Below are 17,678 nucleotides of genomic sequence, written 5' to 3'. Positions count from 1 at the left end.
CCAGGGTCTGAGGAGGAGTTCGTCACCGAGAGTGAATGCCCGCTAATCGCCGAGCTGACGCAAGCGCGCGATCAGAACGCGTCGCGCAGCTCCCGCTTGAGCACCTTGCCGGAGGCGTTCTTGGGCAGGGCGTCCACGAACACCACCCGCTTGGGCGTCTTGAACGCCGCCAGCCGCTCCCGCAGGAACGCGATCAGCTCCTGCTCCGTCGTCCCGCCCCCTTCGCGCAGCACCACCGCGGCCGTGACCGCCTCGATCCACGTGTCGTCCGGCACTCCGAACACGGCCGCCTCCGCCACCTCCGGGTGCTGGTAGATGGCCTCCTCCACCTCGCGGCTCGCGACGTTCTCGCCGCCCGACTTGATCATGTCCTTCTTCCTGTCCACCACGGACAGGTAGCCGTCGGCGTCCATGACGCCCAGGTCGCCGCTGTGGAACCAGCCGCCCCTGAACGCCTCGGCGGTCTTGTCCGGGTCGTTCCAGTAGCCGAGCATGGCGTGCGGGCTGCGGTGGACGATCTCGCCGACCACGCCGGGCGGCACGGGCCTGTCCTGGTCGTCGACGACCCTGGTCTCGACGTTGAGGGCGGCCCTGCCGGCCGAGCCGAGGCGGGTGAGCTGCTCCTCCGGGCCCAGGATGGTGGCGACCGGGGCCATCTCCGTCTGCCCGTAGAAGTTGAACAGGCGGACGTCCGGCAGGCGGGCGGCGATCTCCTTCAGCACCTCGACGGGCATGATCGAGGCGCCGTAGTAGCCCTTGCGCAGGGACGACAGGTCGCGGCGGTCGAAGTCGGGGTGGCGCAGCAGGCCGATCCAGACGGTGGGCGGGCAGAAGAGCTTGGTGGCGCGCTCGCCCTCGATGGTGGCCAGGATCGACGCCGGGGTGGCGCCGGGCAGGATGATGTTGGTGGCGCCGAGGTAGACGCCGGGCGTCAGGAAGCAGTGCAGCTGGGCGCAGTGGTAGAGCGGGAGCGCGTGGATCTCGACGTCGTGGTGGCTCATCTCGCCGTCCACGACGCAGGTGACGTACTGGGCGATCAGGCTGCGGCTGGACAGCGTGGCGCCCTTGGGCCGCGACTCGGTGCCGCTGGTGTACATGAGCTGGATCGGGTCGTCGTCGGCGATCTCCACCTGCGGCTCCGACGCGTCGTCGAAGGCCGACCACTCCTTGAACGACTCCCAGCCGTCGGCCGCACCGATCACGCCGCGCACCCGTACCTGCGGCCCGGCCGCCGCCGCGGCCACCGGCAGCAGCGCCTCCTCCACGAGGATCCCGGTCGCGCCGGAATGCTCCAGGATGTACGCGACCTCCGCCGTGCCCAGCATGAAGTTGATCGGCACGGAGATCGCGCCCAGCCGCGCCAGCGCGAAGTACGCCACCACGAACGCGTGGTTGTTGTGGCTGAAGACGGCGAACCGGTCGCCCTTGCCGACGCCGCGCGCGGCCAGGGCGTTGGCCGTGCGGTTCACCGCCAGGTCGAGGTCGGCGTAGCTCTGCCGCAGGTCGCCGTAGACGACGGCGGTCTTGGCCGGGTGGCGGGCGGCGGAGCGACGGAGGAGATCACCAATGGCGTGCCGGCGAGTCGTCATGCGGACTTCCCTTGCGATCGCAGAACGATGATCGGCGATCGTACCTGACAAAGGGGTCAGTCCAGTGGATCCCACGCAATACGGTCGTAATGCTCGAGAACGCTCGCCATCAGCGTGTCGTCCTGGGGCAGCGGGATGCCGTCCACCCCGCCGACCGGCCAGACGCCCCAGGAGTTGCAGAGGAAGACCTGGTCGAGGCCCTGCAGGTCGGCGACCTTCAACGGCCGTCGCTCCTGCGGGACGTCCATCCGCTCCAGCAGCTGCATCGTGATCCCGCGCAGCATCGGCGCGTCCGGCCAGACCAGGCGCCCACCGGCGAAGCCGCCCACGTTGGTGATCGAGCCCTCGCTGATCAGGCCGCCCTCGGCGGTGAGCAGCGCCTCGTCGAAGCCCTCGCGCTCGGCCTGCCGCCCGATGTGGGCCTGCATCATGCCGGACGCCTGCTTGATGTGCGGCAGGTAGCGCTGGCCGACGACCGACTTGACGCTCACCGGGCCGGTGGGCGGCTCGTGGGGCGGGGCGGCGACGGCGATGACCCGCGGGCCGTCGGCGAACTCCACCACGGACACGCGTACGCTCGCGTCCCGCACGTCGTCGCCGAGCACCGCCGCGACGGAGGCGAGCACGGCGGCGCGGTCGACCGGGACCCCGAACAGCTCGGCGTTGGCCGCCTCCAGCCGGGCGATGTGCAGGTCGAGCCCCCGCACCCGGCGATCCCTGACCTGCATGGCGGTGAAGTGGCCGTAGCGCGCCTGCCACATGAGGCGCGCGTCGGCGTCCACCAGCCTGCCCTCGAAGGCTGCCCGTTCCGTCACGCGATCTACTTTACGTACACGCCCACCGACCATCGCACCGGGCGGTTGGTGTACTCGCCCCAGAAGCCGATCTTTCCGGTGATCGTCACCTTCTTGCCTTTGGGGACGAAAAATTCTTGCAGGGCCATGGGGTACGGGCCTGATTTCCAGACGGCGCAGCTCGTGGCCATGGATTCCTCGGCGTCGACCCGGTATTTGAACCACATCCGCGTGGCCAGCTCACCCGTGCAGAGCCGGTCGATGCTGATCTTGCCGCCCGGGCTCGTGACCACGAGGGTGAAGGACTGATTCCGATCCCACATACCCGTAGCCGAACGGGCCAGCTTCCACCCCGCCAACCGGTCGGGGAAGTCCCTGACCGGCTCGGGCTCGACCGGCCGGGCAGGCGGCGTCCACTCGTAGACGGCCACGTGCCAGGTGGCCTCCTTCGGCTCGGGAGTCACGCACGGCCCGTCCTTCTTGAACTGGACGCAGCCCCGGGCCACGACGGTCGTGTCGAACGTGACCGTGGCCTCCGTCGCGCCGCGCCGGACCACGGACAGCGGGCGCAGCTGCATCGACTTCCCGCACGGCACGGCCTGGGAGCCGGTGTCGGCCCTGTCGTTCACGACGACGACGGGCGAGTCGGCGCCGGTGTCGCCGTCGCACGTCATGGCCACGTCCAGCGGCTTGCCGGAGACCGGCACCGTGAACGAGACCTTCTTCGCGCCTTCCTGCCTGATCGTGCCGACGGCCAGGCGGCGGTACGCGGTGCCGTCCCCGGCGGTGAACTCCTCGGGCAGTCCGGCGGGCTTGTCCTGTTCGGTCCTTGCCGTGGCGGTCGTGCCGGGCCCCGGTGCCGTCACCGTACCGGGGAACAAGGAGACGCCCACTACGGCGCTCGCCGCCACGGCCGCCGCGCCCGCCGTCGCCCGCCTGCGCAGGCGGGTCCTGCGGATGCGGGAGCTGACCTGCTCGTGCCGGTTCGGGTTGCCCGGCGAGGGGGCCTCGGCCCGCTCGCGCAGGACGTCACGCAGGTCTTGCACGGTCATCGGTGCAGCTCCTTCACGATCGACTCGTCCACTCGCAGCTTGGCCAGCGCCTTGGCGGTCTGGCTCTTGACCGTGCCCTCCTGGCAGCCCAGGATCGCGGCCACCTCGGCCACCGGCAGGTCCTCGTAGAAGCGCAGCACGATCACCGCGCGCTGCCTGGCGGGCAGCCGCCCGACCGCCTGCCACAGCTCGTCGCCCCTGCCCGCGTCGTCGTACGCGGGCGCCTCCGGCAGGTCCCCGCTGGGCAGCTCCCTGCGCCACCTGCGGCGCCACCAGGAGGTGTACGTGGTCACCAGGACGCGGCGCACGTACGCCTCGGGCTCGTCGATGCCCGGCCAGGCGAACCACGCTTTGGCCAGCGCCTCCTGCAGCAGGTCCTCCGCGGTGGCCCAGTCGTGGGTCAGCAGGTACGCCGTGCGTAACAGCCGATCCGACCTCGCCACCACGAAGTCCTGAAATATCGCCCTATCCGCCAACTTGATTTGCCTCTCGTGAGAGCCTGTTGCCGGTAGTGACGCATCGACCGCAACCCCAGGTTGCCCGCCCCCGGCAACGGCGCACACCGCCGCCCAGGTCGGCCCCACCTCGGCCGCCGCACCGCCCGCGCGCCTGACACCATGACGTCACCGACGCCCCGCCTCACCCGGCCGACACGCCGCCGGGGCGCGGGTCGGGCTACCCGCCAGGACGTCGGCGGAGGTGCCGGCCGACGCCCCCTGGCGCGCCACCCCTGCGGCGGGCAGCACGCCAGGTGCCGGCGGAGGTGCGAGTCGCGGGTGGTGGGTCAGGAGCCGGAGCGGGTGACCGTGAACGGGGCCAGTTCGCCGAGCCCGCGGACCGACAGCCGGTTGACGGGCCGCAGCCGGAACGCCCGGTCCCCCTCCAGCTCCTCGGCGAACTGCGGATCCGCCAGGATCGTCCCCGGCAGCGACAGCGCCGTGAGCCGGCTGGCGAGGTTGACCGTGGTGCCGAAGACGTCCCCCATGCGCCAGATCACCGGCCCCGCCGCCAGCCCCACCCGCAGCTCCGGCATGTCCTTGATCTTCGCGTGCGTCTCCACCAGCCGCAGCGCGATCTCGGCCACGACGTGCGGCTGGTCGGCCACGAACAGCACCGAGTCGCCCAGCGTCTTGACCACCCGCCCACCGGTGGAGGTCACGATGTCGGCCGAGCGCCCCTCGAACCGGTCGATCAGCCTGGACAGCTCGCTCCCCGTGATCTGCCTGCTCAGCCGGGTGAACGCGACCAGGTCGGCGAAGCCGACGGCCAGGCGTACGGCGCTCATGTCCTGCTCGGCGATGCGCCCCGCGGCGGCGGCGAGCTGGCGCTGCCAGCCGTAGACCAGCAGGCGCGCCAGGTCGGGCACCACTCGCTCGGCCCGCCGGCGCCAGGCCCGCGGGCGTTCGGCCAGCGGCACCCCGGCCTGGTCGAGCGCCTCGACGCCCAGCTCGGCCTGCGACTCGGCCAGCCGGGTCGTCGCGCTGCCGATCGATCGCGCGACCAGCAGCATGTGCTCCTCGTCGTAGACGCCCGAGCTGACCAGCTCGAGCATCGTCCTGAGCGCCTCCACGTCGGAGTCGGTGAACTCGACCGCGTCGTCGGCCACGTTCGCGAACCCCAGGGCACGCCAGTAACGCCGCGCGCGATAGACCGGCACCCCTGCCATGTAGGCCACCTGGTGGCTGGTATAGCGCCGCGGCTCGCGCAGAAAGGCCTCCGTCAGCCCGTCCTCCCCATCCACGCCCGCCACGCAGGCAAGATAACACCCTGTGGGCCAGGTCACGCCTCCACTCCCCGCAAGATCCGCTCCCGAGGGGCCCGTCACAGGTGGACGTACTCGTAGTCGAACGGACGGCCGTTGATGCCGTTGCGGGGCGGCGCCACCCAGGCCGCGATCTTCCCCGGCTCGTAGACGGGGCGCATCAGTGCCTGGACGCGCGTCTTGTCCTCGGCCGTCGGCAGCCACCGGTCGCGGGACGCCTCCCAGGCCGGCTCATCCAGAAGGCGCCCGTGCGGCGAGATGTGATGCCCGCCGAACATGCCCACCCACCGGTTGAACCCCAGGTGCGGCAGGTGGAGGACGGCGTCGAGACCGCGGTCGGTGAGGATCCGGTTCCACCGGTTGACGCCGGTGGCGCAGTCGGCGACGTACTCGCCGCGCAGGTCGGCGTTGAGCGCGGTGAGCGCGGGCAGCTCGACGTCGGCCAGCCGCCCCGCCTCGACCCGCTGCACGACGGCGACCGCCTCGGTGAGCAGGTGGTCGTCCTTGCGCCGCTCCTCCTGCCACCGCCCCTTGAGCCCGGCGGTGAAGTAGTTGGCCACGTTGGTGGAGGTCTCGCCGCCGAAGAGGTCGAGGCTGACGCTGTAGTGGAAGTTGATGTACTTCTGGAGGACGTCGAGCGGGATGCCGCCGTACTCCCAGATGTCGTCGGTGTCGTGTTCGCGCATCAACTGCGCCGTACGCTCCACCACGCGGTCCACGCCCGTGGTCCCCACGAACATGTGGTGGGCCTCCTCCTTGAGCATGAACTCACAGGTACGGCTCAGCGGGTCGAACGCCGACTCCTTCAGGGTGCCGAGCTGGTATTTCCCGTCCCGGTCGGTGAAGTACGTGAACATGTAGAACGACAGCCAGTCCGGCGTCTCCTCGTTGAAGGCGCCCAGGATGCGCGGAGAGTCCTCGCTGCCCGAGTTGCGCAGCAGGAGCGCTTCGGCCTCCTCCCGCCCGGACCGGCCGAAATAGGCGTGCAGCAGGTAGACCATGGCCCACAGGTGTCGCCCCTCCTCCACGTTCACCTGGAAGAGGTTGCGCAGGTCGTAGAGGGAGGGGGCGGTGAGGCCGAGCCGCCGCTGCTGCTCGACGCTGGCCGGCTCGGTGTCGCCCTGGATGACGATGAGCCGCTGCAGGTCCGCCCGGTGCTCGCCGGGCACCTGCTGCCAGACGGGCCGCCCCTTGTTCTGCCCGAACGCGATGCGCCGGTCGGTGTCGCGTTCGGCGAGGAAGATGCCCCAGCGGTAGTCCGGCAGCGCCACGTGATCGAAATGCGCCCACCCCTCGCGGCCGACCGCGACGGCCGTACGGAGATAGACGTCCTGGGTGGGCAGCGCGGGGCCCATCTCCGACCACCACTGCAGGAAGCGCGGCTGCCACGACTCCAGCGCCCGCCGCAACCGGCGGTCCTCCGCGAGGTCGACGTTGTTGGGTATGCGCTCGGAGTAGTCGATGGACATCCCGGACCTCCGCCTCCCGCTCGACACCTCCGAGTTCAACAGCAGGCCTTTAGTTGCGTCAAGGCTGTGTAGTGCTTTCCGAGTCACGTCGCAGGATTCGCAGGCCGTCGCGGTCAGCGATCTGCCTTCTGTTACGTACGGCGCATCATTGAGGTGTAGACCATTCGTGCAGGGCGTAGGGCACGCTGTTCACGACGTTGGCGATGGCCGCCGCCGGATAGCCGACCATGTCGCGGGGCAGGCCGTCCAAGGGCCACCAGGCGATCTCAGAGCATTTGTCCGGTTCGGCGTTGTACGGCTCGCCGGTCCACGTGTCGGCGGCGAAGAAGAGGCCGACCCGTTCCGGGGCCCGGTGCATGACGTGGACGAACCTGAGGTCGTCCGGATCGATCGTCACGCCGACCTCCTCGCCCGCCTCCCTGACGGCCGCCTCGGTCGCCGATTCGCCCGCTTCGAGGTGGCCTGAGGGCAGATGCCACAGCCCGTCGCCGTACCCGGTGCCGGCCCGCCTGCCGAGCAGCACAGTGGAGTCGCGGAGGAGGAGCACGTGCACGTCGACGATCGCCCGGAAACGTTCCCTCGGCAGCCCTCGATCGGCGGTGAGGGGTGCGCGGCGGTCGAGGGCCTGGGTCCATTTGACGGCGACGGCGGCCACCTGGACCAGCTCGGCGCGCAACCGCTCCGGGTCCGACTCCGCGAACGCCTCCAGCACCTCCTCCGCCAGCACGTGCCGCCACGTCAGCGTCCCGGCCTCGGCCGCCGCCTCCGTCTCGGACCTGGCCCGGCCGGACTCGGCCGCCGTCCCCTCGTGCCCGGTGCCGTCGGGCAGGAGCTGCATGCCCCACCGCACGTCCTGGGCCACCCGCTCGGCGGTCACGTCCGCGAGCACCCTCGCCAACGAACCCGGCACGCCGGCATCGCCATCGTGATTCATGGCCACCAGTCTGACGGGGTTCAGGGGGTGGCGGGGCGGAAGCCCGGGCCCAGGGCGGTGGTGCCGGCGCGGGCGTGGTCCCGGAAGGCTCGTACGGCCGGCGGAAGGCGCGCGTCCTGGAGCCAGCTCACCCCGATGGTCCGGTACAGCGGCGGGGACAGCGGGATCTCCACCACACCGGCCGCGGTCGCGTCCGATGTGGGGTGGGTGGAGCGGGGCAGGACGGCGACGCCGAGCCCGGCCGCCACCAGTCCGCGTACGGTCTCCGTCTCCTGGCCCTCGAACGCGATCCTCGGCTCGAACCCCGCCGCCGCGCACAGGTCGTCGGTGATCTGGCGCAGGCCGTACCCCGGCTCCAGCGTCACCAGCTCCTCCCCCGCCAGCTCCGCCGCCCGCACCCGCGCCCGCGCCGCGAGCCGGTGGGACGGGGGCACGGACAGCACCAGCTCCTGGTCGGCGAGGCGAGCACCGGCGAGGTCGGGGGCGTCCACGGGCATGGGGGCGACGAACACCAGGTCGATGCGGCCCTCGCGGAGCTCCTCGATCATGTCGTGGCGCGAGCCCTGCACCAGGCTGAAGCGGATGCCGGGGTGGTGCTCGCGGAAGCCGCCGATGAGGGACGGCACGAGAGTGCGGCCCAGGAGGTGGAGGAAACCCAGGACGATGCGGCCCGAGGCCGGGTCGATCTCCTCGCGGACCTCGCGGGCGGCGGCGGCCATCGTGGTGAGGGCGCGGGCGGAGGCGCCGGCCAGGGTGCGGCCCGCCCGGGTGAGGCGGATGCCGCGGCCGGAGGGTACGACGAGCGGGGCGCCGACCAGGTCCGCGAGCGCGGCGAGGCGGCGGCTGGCCGTGGGCTGCGGGATGCCGAGCAGCTCGGCGGCGCGCGTCACGTGACCCGTCTCACCCACGGCGGCCAGCAGGGCCAGCGCGGGCGCCAGCCGAGCCGCCAGCCGCTCGTCGGCCGATTCATCCATCATGGTATGAATTATCGCCCATTCCTGCATTAGACGTATTTATTAGCCTTGCTTAGCGTTGCAGGCGTGGTGGTTCTCGAGGCTCCTCCGGTTCGTGACACGCGGCGGGTCAGTGCGGCTGTGGCCGCGGCCGGGGTGTCGTCGTTCGCCCTCCTGTACGCGCCGCAGCCCGTGCTGCCGCAGCTCGCCGCCGGGTTCCGGCTGGATCCGGGCAGCGCCTCGCTGACCATCGGCGTGGCCACCGGAGCGCTGGCCGTGGCCGTGCTGCCGGTGGCGTGGCTCGCCGGGCGGGTGGGGCGGCGCAGGGTGATCGTCTGGTCGGTGCTGGCCTCGGTGGTCATCGGGCTGCTCCTGCCGCTGGCCCCGTCCTTCCCCGTGCTGCTGGTGATGCGGGCGGTGCAGGGGGTGGCGGTCGCGGGGTTCGCCGGGGTCGCGGCGGCGTACCTGGCCGACGCGGTCGGTACGGCACGGCTGCCCGCCGCGGTGGGGGCGATGATCGCCGGGAACTCGGTCGGCGGGATGCTGGGCCGGCTCGGCGCCGGGTTCGCCGCCGGGCCGATGGGGTGGCACGGCGCGCTGCTGGCGGTGGCGGTGCTGTCCCTGCTGTGCGCGCTCTTCGCGGCCCTCACACTCCCGCGCGACCACGCCCCGGAGCCCGGATCGGAGGCCGCCGACCTCGGATCAGAGGGCCTGGGGCGCGGGTCAGGGATCCAAGGGCGCGGGTCAGGGGGCCTGGAGTCCGGATCGCAGGCCTCGGGGCGCGGGTCGCCGGATGCCGGGCCGGGCCGGAGGGCTCGGATCGGGGCCGGGCTGGTCGGGCCGTTCGCCGTGGGGACGCTGGCCACGGGGGCGTTCGTCGCGCTCTACAACGCCGCCGGGTTCCGCCTGGCCGCCCCTCCCCTGTCGCTCGCCCCCGCCGCCGCCTCTCTCGTCTTCCTCTCCTACGCCATGGGCACCGCCTCCTCGGCCGCCGCCGGACGCCTGGCGGCCCGGCTGGGCTGGACGAAGGCGCTGGTCACGGCACTGGCCGTGACGGTGGCGGGCTCCGTGCTCACCGCGCACCCGTCGCTGCCGCTCATCGTGACCGGGTTCGCCGTACTGACCGCCGGGTTCTTCGCCGCGCACGCCATCGCCAACGCCTGGGTCGCCGCCGAGGCGCCCCCGAGCGCCCGGGGCCGCGCGGCCGGCGTCTACACCCTCTGCTACTACCTGGGCAGCGGCCTCGGCGGCACGGCGGGCGGCGTCGTGTACGGGCACGCGGGCTGGGCCTGGCTGATCGGGCTCACGTCGGCCTGGCTGGCGCTGGCGGTCCTCGCCGTCCTCATGACCCGCCGCTCAAGGTGACCGTCACCCCGATCTCCGCGCTGGAGCGCCGCGTGGCAGGCGGGTGACGGCCACGACGGGCGCTGGAGCGTGCCCACCGACATCAGGTCATCGGCCCTGAGCACGTCCACGACCGCGCGCGGATCAGGACGGCCGGACCTGATCGGGGCGGCGCTGGACCTCAAGAGGATGCTCACCCTCCCTGAGGGGGTCTAGGGTCGGCGCAGGACGTCGGTCCACGACGCGGCCGGCGACACCCCGGCGGGCCAGATCCACGGCGAGGGTGAGCCCGGTCGGACCGGCACCGACGATGAGGACGCCCGCCGTTTTCTCGTTCATGGCTCGACCGTGCCAGGCGGCTCTGCCGGATCGCTGTCAGCGTCTGTCGGGCACTGTCCATGGAGTCGGCCGGCCTCGCTGCTGGAATCAGGCCGGTTTTCTGGCGGGCGGCGAGGAGCTGCCTTGATCTCTTGGGTGCCGGCGCTGAGACTCCAGACATGAATGCGGAGCAGGAGGTCATTGCGGCGGCCTTGGAGCGCGCGGACGCTCTGGCCGGGGGAGACCCTGATCGGCTACGCCGGTTGCTGCACCCGGACTTTCACTGGACGTCGCATCTGGGCGAGCAGTTCGATCGAGAGGACTATGTCCGGTCCAACACAGCGGGGGCCACCACGTGGAAGAAGCAGTCGCTGACCGACGCCGAGGTGGTGGTGGTCGGGCAGCAGGTCGCGGTGTTGCGCTGCGTGGCGGCCGACGACGTCGTCAGCGGCGAAAGCGTTCGTTCGACGTTCCGGATGCCGATGACCCAGACCTGGGTCAATGAAGGGGACCGCTGGCTCTGTCTGGCCGGGCACGCCGGCCCGCGTCTCAAAGGATGATCACGGGTTGTTTCGGCGCCGGCAGCGGGACGGCATATGGGCACGGATACCGATGGGCTTCATGCGGGTGATCACCTGTACGCGGGCCGGCGAGAACGGGGCGTCACTGAAGACTCGACGTAGATCGTGGCCACATCTTGCCCATCGCTCGTGCAACCTTTGTTGACAGCCTTGCGCTCAAGTCGCCCGTGCAGGCTCTGGTCGCCCGCAATGCAAAGCTCGGCCCGCAGTGGAGGCGTTCCGTAGTACGGGCCATTGTCGCCGGGGCAGTCGAACGGCGGGGAGGTGCAGGGGGTCCCTGCGGGAGGGTCGTGCCTTTCTTCGGGATGGCAGTAATGCGCCATGTGCATCATCTCGTGAATGATCGTTTGGGCGATCTCCTCGTCTCCCAACGGGAACAGAAGTTGGAAGTTGACGCTCAACTCCCCGCGGTTCCGGTCCGCCCTGCCGAGATCGATTTCATCGACAAACGCCTTGTGGTGAATCGGGCGATCATAGGCTACGTCGATGAGACGGCGTTTCTCCTCAGCCGACAGGCTGTTACATAGCATGACGCGCCGCAGCGCGAACCTGTGCCGCTCGATCAGCCGGTCCCGGAGTACTGCGGTGATGTCGTTCGCGAAAGTGAAGTGCATGAGGCGGAAGTTCATCGGGAATGGCGGTCCGATGGTCTTGCCGATGACATTATGGCCCCAGACGTCGCCGTCTCCCCTGATGACGATGAGACGGTTGTCACTGGTGACCACGAATCTGTCCATGGCGCCGTTGATCGCGACCTTCGCTCCGTCGAACTTGAAGGCCGGTCCGATGGTGTTGTTGATGACCCCGCCCGGATCGACCTCATGGCCCCAGACATCGCCGTCTTCCCTGACGACGATCATGCGACTGCCCATCGTGACCACAAATCTGTCCACCGGGCCGTTGATCGCGACCTTCGCCCCGCCGCACTTGATGCCCGGCCCGATGGAGTTGCTGGTGATCGCATGGCTCCAGACGTCGCCGCTTTGCGTGATGACGAACATCCGGTCGTCATTCTTCAGACCACTGGCGACCACGAACCTGTCGACGGGGCCGTTGATCGCGACCTTCGCTCCACCGTACTTGAAGCTCGGGTCGATTTTACTGCCGTTGAACTTGTGACCCCAGACGTCGCCGCTTTGCGTAATGACGAAGATACGGTCGTCTTTCGTGACCACGAACCTGTCGACGGGACCGTTGAACGCGACCCGCGCACCTTCGAACTTGAAGCCTTGCCCGACGGCGTTGGCGTTGCCTGCGAGATTATGCCCCCAGACGTCGCCGCTTTGCGTGATAACGATAATCTGGCCGCTTCCCAGGTTGCTCGTGACCACGAACCTGTCCACAGGGCCGTTGAACGCGACGGAGAAGGGTGCAGTTCTGGACATGATCGATGACTCCCTGTACGGCAACCAAAGGGCAGCGCCACCCAGGCAAAAACGTCACGTACTGATCATATGCAGGAGGACCCGGCAGAAAACAAGAAAGGCAACTCCTCAATTTCCGAAAAACGACGAGATTGATAGCTGGACAAATGATGGCTAAACCTCGATCCATCAAGATCTTCCTGTGGTCTGCCGAGTGGTTCGCCTGCGTGACCGGTCGGTCGAACTGCTCGGGTGCATCCGTTCCGCCCGCGTGCTGCGCCCGCTCACGCCACCGAGACGCCATGACCCCCAGGCGCGGCCGACCGTCCGAGAGGCCGGGCGCACGTGTCGTCCCAACGCCAGTACTCGCCACGCCCCGCTCATGGCCGGGGTGGTGATCGTCCCTCACGCCGGCACTGCTCCGCACCGATGTCGATACGGTCCGCTACCGCTCATCCATGGCCGCTGAGTCGGCCTTGGATGATTGCCGGTCCCATGACCACGGGTCAACATCGGGAGTAGCCGGCCAACACCCCATGGAGGCAAATGTGCTCACGGTGATCGGCGCGGGATTCCCGCGTACCGGAACCAGCTCGATGAAGGCGGCACTCGAACGGCTCGGTTTTGGACCGTGCCACCACATGTTCACGATCATCAGCGACCCGTCCCGCGTCGACAGGTGGCTGCCCCTGGCCGACGGCGCGCAGGTGGACTGGGAGCACGTCTTCGACGGCTTCCGCTCCACGCAGGACTGGCCGGCGTCCTTCTTCTGGAGGGAGCAGGCGGAGGCGTACCCGGACGCGAAGGTCATCCTGACCGTACGCGACCCGCACGCCTGGTACCGCAGCATGCAGACGCTCGTCTCCATCGGCCCGGGGCGGGAGCTCCCGGAGGACCTGCCCGAGACGGCGGCGGCCGTGTTCGGCGGGATGATGCGGCTCAGCCCGGTGATGGATCTGATCACTTCGTCGGTGTTCGAGGGCAGGAGGAGCCTCAGGGAGGGGCTGCCGGAGGAGGACGAGGCGGTGGCGGTGTTCGAGCGTCACCTGGCCACGGTCAGGGAGAGCCTGCCCGCCGAGCGGCTGCTGGTGTTCGACGTGCGCGAAGGGTGGGAGCCGCTCTGCCGGTTCCTGGGCGTGGACGTCCCGGCCGGGGAGCCGTTCCCGCACCTGAACGACGCGAAGACCATGCGTGAGACCCTGGACCGGCTGATCAACGAGGGTCGGCTGGGCTCGCCGTTCACCCGGCAGGAGTGAGGGTGCCTTCGCCGCCCGGGTCTCACGTGTCCAGGTAGCGGAGGATGGCCAGGACGCGGCGGCTGTAGTCGGGGTCGCGGGGCAGGTCGAGCTTCTCCACGATGGCGTTGACGTGCTTCTCGACCGTGCTGAGCGAGACGTGCAGGCGCTCGGCGATGGCCGCGTTCACGAAGCCCTGGGCGAGGTGCCGCAGCACCTCGCCCTCGCGCGGGCTCAGGCCGCTCAGCGGGTCTGCGCGGGTGGTGCGGGCCAGGAGTTGCCGCACCACCTCGGGGTCGAACGCGGCTCCGCCCGCGCGTACGCGTTCGAGCGAGTCGAGGAAGTCGGCCACCTCCGAGACCCGGTCCTTGAGGAGGTAGCCGAGGCCCCGCGTGGAGCCGGCCATCAGCCTGGCGGCGTAGTGCTGCTCGACGTACTGCGACAGGACCAGCACGCCGACGCCGGGGTGGCGGTCGCGGATCTCCAGGGCCGCCCGGAGGCCGTCGTCCTTGTGACCGGGCGGCATGCGGACGTCGATCACGGCCACGTCGGGGCGGTGGCGCTCGACGGCGGCGAGCAGGGCGGGGGCGTCACCGACGGCGGCGACCACCTCGTGACCGGCGTCGTCGAGCAGCCGGGTGAGCCCCTCGCGCAGCAGCACGGAGTCGTCGGCCAGGATCACCCGCACGACGAGCCCGCCTCCGCCCCGGACCCGCTGGACGACGCCATCCCAGGCCCGCTCGACCCTGCCCCGGACCCGCTCGACCCCGCTCGGGGCCCGCTGGGCACCGCTCCGGAAACGCCCCCGGATGGCCCGGGGACGGCCTCCGACGCCTCGGGGGAGCCGCCGGGCGGTGTCTTCGGGAGGGTGGCGGCGATCTTGGTGGGCCCGCCCGGCGGGCTCTGGACCGTGAACTCCCCGTCCAGCGCCAGCACGCGCCGGGCCAGCCCCGACAGCCCGCCGCCCATCGGATCGGCCCCGCCCGAGCCGTCGTCCGAGATCACCACGCTCACCGCCCGCTCGTCCTCCGTCAGCACGACCAGGATGTCACGCGCCCCGGCGTGCTTGATCGCGTTGGTGATCGCCTCGCGGGCCACGAAGTAGAGCGCGGTCTCCACCTCCGACACGGGCCGTCCGGCCAGCCCGTCGTGCACGGTCACCGGCACGCTCGACCGGTCGGCGACGCCCGCCAGCGCGGCGCGCAGCCCCAGCTCGTCGAGCGCGGTCGGGTAGATGCGCCAGGCCACGCTGCGCAGCTCGTCGAGGAGCTGGCGCGACTCGGTGTACGCCTGGGCGACCAGTTCGGTGGTCGCCCCGGGATCGGCGCTGTGCCGGGCGCGGCCCAGCAGCATGGCGAGCGCGACGCCGCGCTGCTGGACGCCGTCGTGGAGGTCGCGTTCGATCCTGCGCCGCTCGTCGTCCACGGCCCGGACGATGCCGGAGCGGGTGGCGGTCAGCTCGGCGATCCGCCGGCGCATCAGCTCGTGGCTGCCGGGGCCGAGGAAGTGGTCGGCCAGCCGCCGTTCGAGCGATCCGACGGCCAGGGTCATGAGGGCGACCAGGGCGAGCAGCACGGCGCCGCCGGTCAGGCCGAGCATGCCGCTGCTGGTGACGATCCTGACGCCGGGCAGGTTCACCGGCACCGGCTCGGCCCGCCCCCATGCGAGATCCCACAGGCCGCCGACCAGCAGGAGCCCTCCGAGAAAGAGGCCCGCCGCGCACAGGTACCCGCCCAGGACCCCCAGGGCGGCGCGGGCCGCGAGGAAGCCGTAGCCGCCGTCCCGCCGTGCCACCTCGTGCCCGAACCAGCCGGACAGCCTGGCCCGTTCCAGCGCCATCAGCCTGTCCAGGCCTCGGACGACGGCGGGCCGGGCGGCGGGGACCAGGCACGCGGGCCACGCCACGCACAGGAAAACCAGCTCGACGAGGCCGAGGGCCATCCCGAGGACGACCCCGGCCAGCACCCGGGCTGCCCTACTGCCTGACACGGGCGTGAATTCTAGGCGCAACCCCCTGATGACGCGCACTGCTCCTGGCATCGCGGGCCGCCGCGCTACGCGTCGCGGCGGCGCAGCACCGCGTGGCCCGCCGCCAGGGCCGCCGCCGTCCAGGCGAGGAGCCAGGCCAGCCCCTCCCCCGCCGAGTACGGCATCGGCCCGCCGGCCAGGTTGTCCGCGCTCCCCATGAACGCCAGCCCGGCAAACGTCGGCATCCGCAAAGAGGCGTCCAGCGCCGCCTGGCTCCCCGTCGTCAGCAACATCAGCGGCAGCCCCATGAGCAGCATGAACACCACGGTCAGCGTGCCCGCCGCGCTGCGCATCGCGGCGCCGACGCCGAGCGTCATCACCGACACCAGCGCGAAGAACGCCCCGACCCCGAGCAGGTCCGGCACGACCTCGCCGATCGGCGACACCACGAGCCCGCCGAACAGAGCGCCGGACAGCACGACCTGGACGACCACCGTCGCGACGGCCCCCGACAGCACGCCCGCCACGGCCATCACCGGCGCCACCACCAGCGCCTTGGCCGCCAGCACCACCCCTCGGACGGGCGTGGCCTGCAACGTGGCCCGGATGCTCCCGGACGAGTACTCCGAGGTGATCGCCAGCATCGCCAGCGCCACCAGCGCGAACTGGACGAACGACGTCGCCGACACCACCGGCTCGCTGGCCGTCACCCGCGCGCCGGTCCGGCCCTCGCGCAGGGCGTCGGTGACGCTCGCGCCGCCCAGCGTGAGCGCGGTCACCACCATGAGCGCCGCCGCGCAGGCCAGGCACCACCACGTGGACCTGACCGACCACAGCTTCGCCCACTCGGACCCGATCGCCTGCCACAACGTCCTCATGATCCCGCCCCGTACTCGACGCTTCCCGCGGTCAGCTCCTGGTAGGCCTGTTCGAGCGAGGCCTCCCGAGTGCGCAGCTCGTGCAGCCGGATCCCGGCCTCGTAGGCCAGGTCGCCGACCGTTTCGAGGGTGGCGCCGGTGGCCTCCAGCTCGTTCTCGCCGTACCGGTCCACCGCGATCCCGGCGGCGCGCAGCCGTACCGCGAGATCGCCGGCGTGCGGGGTGCGGACGAGCACGGCCGTCAGGGAGCTGCCCGCGATGACGTCGGACAACGGCGCGTCCGCGATGAGCCGGCCCTTGCCGATCACGACGAGGTGGTCGGCGGTGAGCTGCATCTCGGTCATGAGGTGACTGGAGACGAACACCGTCCGGCCCTCGGCGGCCAGCGAGCGCATGAGCCCGCGCACCCAGCGCACCCCGTCCGGGTCGAGCCCGTTGACGGGTTCGTCGAACATCAGCACCTCCGGATCCCCCAGCAGCGCCGCCGCGATGCCGAGCCGCTGGCTCATGCCGAGCGACAGCGCCCCGGCCCGTTTGCGTGCCGCCGCGGCCATGCCGACCGTCTCCAGCACCTCGTCCACGCGCCGCCGGGGGATGCCGTTGGCGCGGGCCAGCGCCACCAGGTGCGCGTGGCCGCTGCGGCCCGGGTGCAGCGCGCGGGCGTCGAGGAGCGCGCCGACGGTGCGCAGCGGGTTGCCGATCCGGTGGTACGGCACGCCGCCGATGAGCGCGGTGCCGGAGGTGGGGCGGTCGAGGCCGAGGATCAGGCGCATCGTGGTGGATTTCCCGGCCCCGTTCGGGCCGAGGAACCCGGTCACCGTGCCCGGTCTCAGCTCCAGTGTCAGGTCGTCGACCGCCGGGCGGTCGCCGTACCTCTTGCTCAAACCCTTCAGACTGATCACGCCGCCTCACGCTAGGCGGCCTCGGGTCCGGCGGGTATGGGGGCGAGCCGCCGACTTCGATGGCGGAAAGCCGTAAAAGACCAGGCCGGCGGCGAACGGGGACGTCTCCGGCCTGGTCGGCCCAATGTACTGCCTCGCCTCGGGTGCGGACCACGGGGAAATACCGGGTTCGGCTGTGCCTCCGGGCATCGCGCATCCAGAATCCGTACGATTCCCTCGATCATCGACAAATCCTGCGAGGTCGTATGTTCGGCATCACCTGCGGGAGGTGGAGTTCGAGGAGCGCCACCTGGTGGACACGCTGCTCGGCGCCGAGGTGCATCGGGCGGTGGAGCGGGTGTTCCGGGCGTCGTACGAGCGGCCCGGCTGGATCCGCAAGACGGGGGCCGGGATCCTGACGGTCCTGACCTGCGGCCGGTGGCAGCCCCGGTGGAACAGGCGGGACGCCCGTCATCGCGGCCGGGGCGGGTGTGACCTGAGTGGCCTGGACTGTTCCTGTTGCGACTGCTGCAACTGCTGCGACTGCTCCACCTGA

General features: G+C 71.0%; 18 protein-coding genes. 4 read left to right on the top strand and 14 right to left on the bottom strand.

The window, feature by feature from the left end:
• Window positions 1–71 precede the first annotated feature (71 nt).
• From ABZX61_RS18450 to ABZX61_RS18415, 8 genes are all read right to left on the bottom strand, one after another.
• A complete protein-coding gene (locus tag ABZX61_RS18450) occupies window positions 72–1,589 on the bottom strand; it encodes an acyl-CoA synthetase (protein ID WP_355195885.1) in 1,518 nt (505 codons plus the stop codon).
• Between the two features lie 56 nt (window positions 1,590–1,645).
• The gene (locus ABZX61_RS18445) at window positions 1,646–2,404 is read right to left on the bottom strand and encodes an aminotransferase class IV (RefSeq protein WP_355195883.1); all 759 of its coding nucleotides are present in this window, start codon (window positions 2,402–2,404) and stop codon (window positions 1,646–1,648) included.
• Window positions 2,405–2,409: 5 nt separating this feature from the next.
• Window positions 2,410–3,435 (bottom strand): hypothetical protein, encoded by a 1,026-nt coding sequence (locus tag ABZX61_RS18440; protein WP_355195881.1) that lies wholly within the window; start codon window positions 3,433–3,435, stop codon window positions 2,410–2,412.
• Entirely contained in the window at window positions 3,432–3,911 is a 480-nt protein-coding gene (locus tag ABZX61_RS18435) for a SigE family RNA polymerase sigma factor (protein WP_355195879.1), read from the bottom strand. The genes ABZX61_RS18440 and ABZX61_RS18435 overlap by 4 nt, the downstream gene beginning before the upstream one ends.
• A 308-nt stretch (window positions 3,912–4,219) precedes the next feature.
• Window positions 4,220–5,185, bottom strand: a complete 966-nt coding sequence (locus tag ABZX61_RS18430; RefSeq protein WP_355195877.1) for an adenylate/guanylate cyclase domain-containing protein — start codon at window positions 5,183–5,185, stop codon at window positions 4,220–4,222.
• A gap of 71 nt (window positions 5,186–5,256) precedes the next feature.
• Window positions 5,257–6,666: a benzoyl-CoA 2,3-epoxidase subunit BoxB gene (boxB, locus tag ABZX61_RS18425; RefSeq protein ID WP_355195875.1), complete on the bottom strand. Its 1,410-nt coding sequence runs from the start codon at window positions 6,664–6,666 to the stop codon at window positions 5,257–5,259.
• Between the two features lie 145 nt (window positions 6,667–6,811).
• Complete coding sequence (locus tag ABZX61_RS18420) at window positions 6,812–7,600, bottom strand: NUDIX domain-containing protein (RefSeq protein ID WP_355195873.1); 789 nt, start codon at window positions 7,598–7,600, stop codon at window positions 6,812–6,814.
• Window positions 7,601–7,620: 20 nt separating this feature from the next.
• Window positions 7,621–8,577: a LysR substrate-binding domain-containing protein gene (locus ABZX61_RS18415; RefSeq protein ID WP_355195871.1), complete on the bottom strand. Its 957-nt coding sequence runs from the start codon at window positions 8,575–8,577 to the stop codon at window positions 7,621–7,623.
• 63 nt (window positions 8,578–8,640) lie between these two features.
• Here ABZX61_RS18415 and ABZX61_RS18410 point away from each other — a divergent pair, with 63 nt between their 5' ends.
• Complete coding sequence (locus tag ABZX61_RS18410) at window positions 8,641–9,918, top strand: MFS transporter (RefSeq protein WP_355195869.1); 1,278 nt, start codon at window positions 8,641–8,643, stop codon at window positions 9,916–9,918.
• A gap of 123 nt (window positions 9,919–10,041) precedes the next feature.
• On the opposite strand, the gene ABZX61_RS18405 is transcribed toward ABZX61_RS18410, so the two are convergent.
• Window positions 10,042–10,236 carry an FAD-dependent monooxygenase gene (locus tag ABZX61_RS18405; RefSeq protein ID WP_355195867.1) on the bottom strand — a complete coding sequence of 65 codons (195 nt, stop codon included), beginning with the start codon at window positions 10,234–10,236 and terminating at the stop codon, window positions 10,042–10,044.
• Between the two features lie 158 nt (window positions 10,237–10,394).
• On the opposite strand from ABZX61_RS18405, the gene ABZX61_RS18400 reads away from it, so the two are divergent.
• Entirely contained in the window at window positions 10,395–10,775 is a 381-nt protein-coding gene (locus ABZX61_RS18400) for a nuclear transport factor 2 family protein (RefSeq protein ID WP_355195865.1), read from the top strand.
• A gap of 71 nt (window positions 10,776–10,846) precedes the next feature.
• Here the strand turns inward: ABZX61_RS18400 and ABZX61_RS18395 are convergent, their stop codons facing one another.
• The gene (locus ABZX61_RS18395) at window positions 10,847–12,181 is read right to left on the bottom strand and encodes a hypothetical protein (protein WP_355195863.1); all 1,335 of its coding nucleotides are present in this window, start codon (window positions 12,179–12,181) and stop codon (window positions 10,847–10,849) included.
• A 527-nt stretch (window positions 12,182–12,708) separates the two neighbouring features.
• On the opposite strand from ABZX61_RS18395, the gene ABZX61_RS18390 reads away from it, so the two are divergent.
• Window positions 12,709–13,416 carry a sulfotransferase family protein gene (locus tag ABZX61_RS18390; RefSeq protein ID WP_350727822.1) on the top strand — a complete coding sequence of 236 codons (708 nt, stop codon included), beginning with the start codon at window positions 12,709–12,711 and terminating at the stop codon, window positions 13,414–13,416.
• Window positions 13,417–13,438: 22 nt separating this feature from the next.
• Here ABZX61_RS18390 and ABZX61_RS18385 read toward each other — a convergent pair whose 3' ends face one another.
• The 4 genes from ABZX61_RS18385 to ABZX61_RS18370 all read right to left on the bottom strand — a co-directional run bounded on the left by ABZX61_RS18385 (window position 13,439) and on the right by ABZX61_RS18370 (window position 17,143).
• Window positions 13,439–14,083: a response regulator transcription factor gene (locus ABZX61_RS18385; protein ID WP_350727821.1), complete on the bottom strand. Its 645-nt coding sequence runs from the start codon at window positions 14,081–14,083 to the stop codon at window positions 13,439–13,441.
• Window positions 14,074–15,384, bottom strand: a complete 1,311-nt coding sequence (locus ABZX61_RS18380) for a histidine kinase (protein WP_355195861.1) — start codon at window positions 15,382–15,384, stop codon at window positions 14,074–14,076. The genes ABZX61_RS18385 and ABZX61_RS18380 overlap by 10 nt, the downstream gene beginning before the upstream one ends.
• A gap of 65 nt (window positions 15,385–15,449) precedes the next feature.
• Complete coding sequence (locus ABZX61_RS18375) at window positions 15,450–16,241, bottom strand: ABC transporter permease (RefSeq protein ID WP_355195859.1); 792 nt, start codon at window positions 16,239–16,241, stop codon at window positions 15,450–15,452.
• The gene (locus tag ABZX61_RS18370; RefSeq protein WP_355195857.1) at window positions 16,238–17,143 is read right to left on the bottom strand and encodes an ATP-binding cassette domain-containing protein; all 906 of its coding nucleotides are present in this window, start codon (window positions 17,141–17,143) and stop codon (window positions 16,238–16,240) included. Before ABZX61_RS18370 ends, ABZX61_RS18375 begins: the two co-directional genes overlap by 4 nt.
• A gap of 268 nt (window positions 17,144–17,411) precedes the next feature.
• Between ABZX61_RS18370 and ABZX61_RS18365 the strand changes: the two genes are divergently transcribed.
• Complete coding sequence (locus ABZX61_RS18365; protein WP_355195855.1) at window positions 17,412–17,678, top strand: hypothetical protein; 267 nt, start codon at window positions 17,412–17,414, stop codon at window positions 17,676–17,678.

The organism is Nonomuraea sp. NPDC003709, assembly GCF_040610775.1.
Classification (GTDB): domain Bacteria; phylum Actinomycetota; class Actinomycetes; order Streptosporangiales; family Streptosporangiaceae; genus Nonomuraea; species Nonomuraea angiospora_A.
This window is presented reverse-complemented; position numbering and strand designations above follow the sequence as displayed.

Excerpts from the sequence above, each read along its gene's own strand:
- ABZX61_RS18450 (WP_355195885.1), bottom strand. The coding sequence starts at position 1,589 with ATGACGACTCGCCGGCACGCCATTGGTGATCTCCTCCGTCGCTCCGCC.
- ABZX61_RS18395 (WP_355195863.1), bottom strand. The coding sequence starts at position 12,181 with ATGTCCAGAACTGCACCCTTCTCCGTCGCGTTCAACGGCCCTGTGGAC.
- boxB (WP_355195875.1), bottom strand. The coding sequence starts at position 6,666 with ATGTCCATCGACTACTCCGAGCGCATACCCAACAACGTCGACCTCGCG.
- ABZX61_RS18415 (WP_355195871.1), bottom strand. The coding sequence starts at position 8,577 with ATGATGGATGAATCGGCCGACGAGCGGCTGGCGGCTCGGCTGGCGCCC.
- ABZX61_RS18375 (WP_355195859.1), bottom strand. The coding sequence starts at position 16,241 with ATGAGGACGTTGTGGCAGGCGATCGGGTCCGAGTGGGCGAAGCTGTGG.
- ABZX61_RS18440 (WP_355195881.1), bottom strand. The coding sequence starts at position 3,435 with ATGACCGTGCAAGACCTGCGTGACGTCCTGCGCGAGCGGGCCGAGGCC.
- ABZX61_RS18405 (WP_355195867.1), bottom strand. The coding sequence starts at position 10,236 with ATGAACGAGAAAACGGCGGGCGTCCTCATCGTCGGTGCCGGTCCGACC.
- ABZX61_RS18400 (WP_355195865.1), top strand. The coding sequence starts at position 10,395 with ATGAATGCGGAGCAGGAGGTCATTGCGGCGGCCTTGGAGCGCGCGGAC.
- ABZX61_RS18420 (WP_355195873.1), bottom strand. The coding sequence starts at position 7,600 with ATGAATCACGATGGCGATGCCGGCGTGCCGGGTTCGTTGGCGAGGGTG.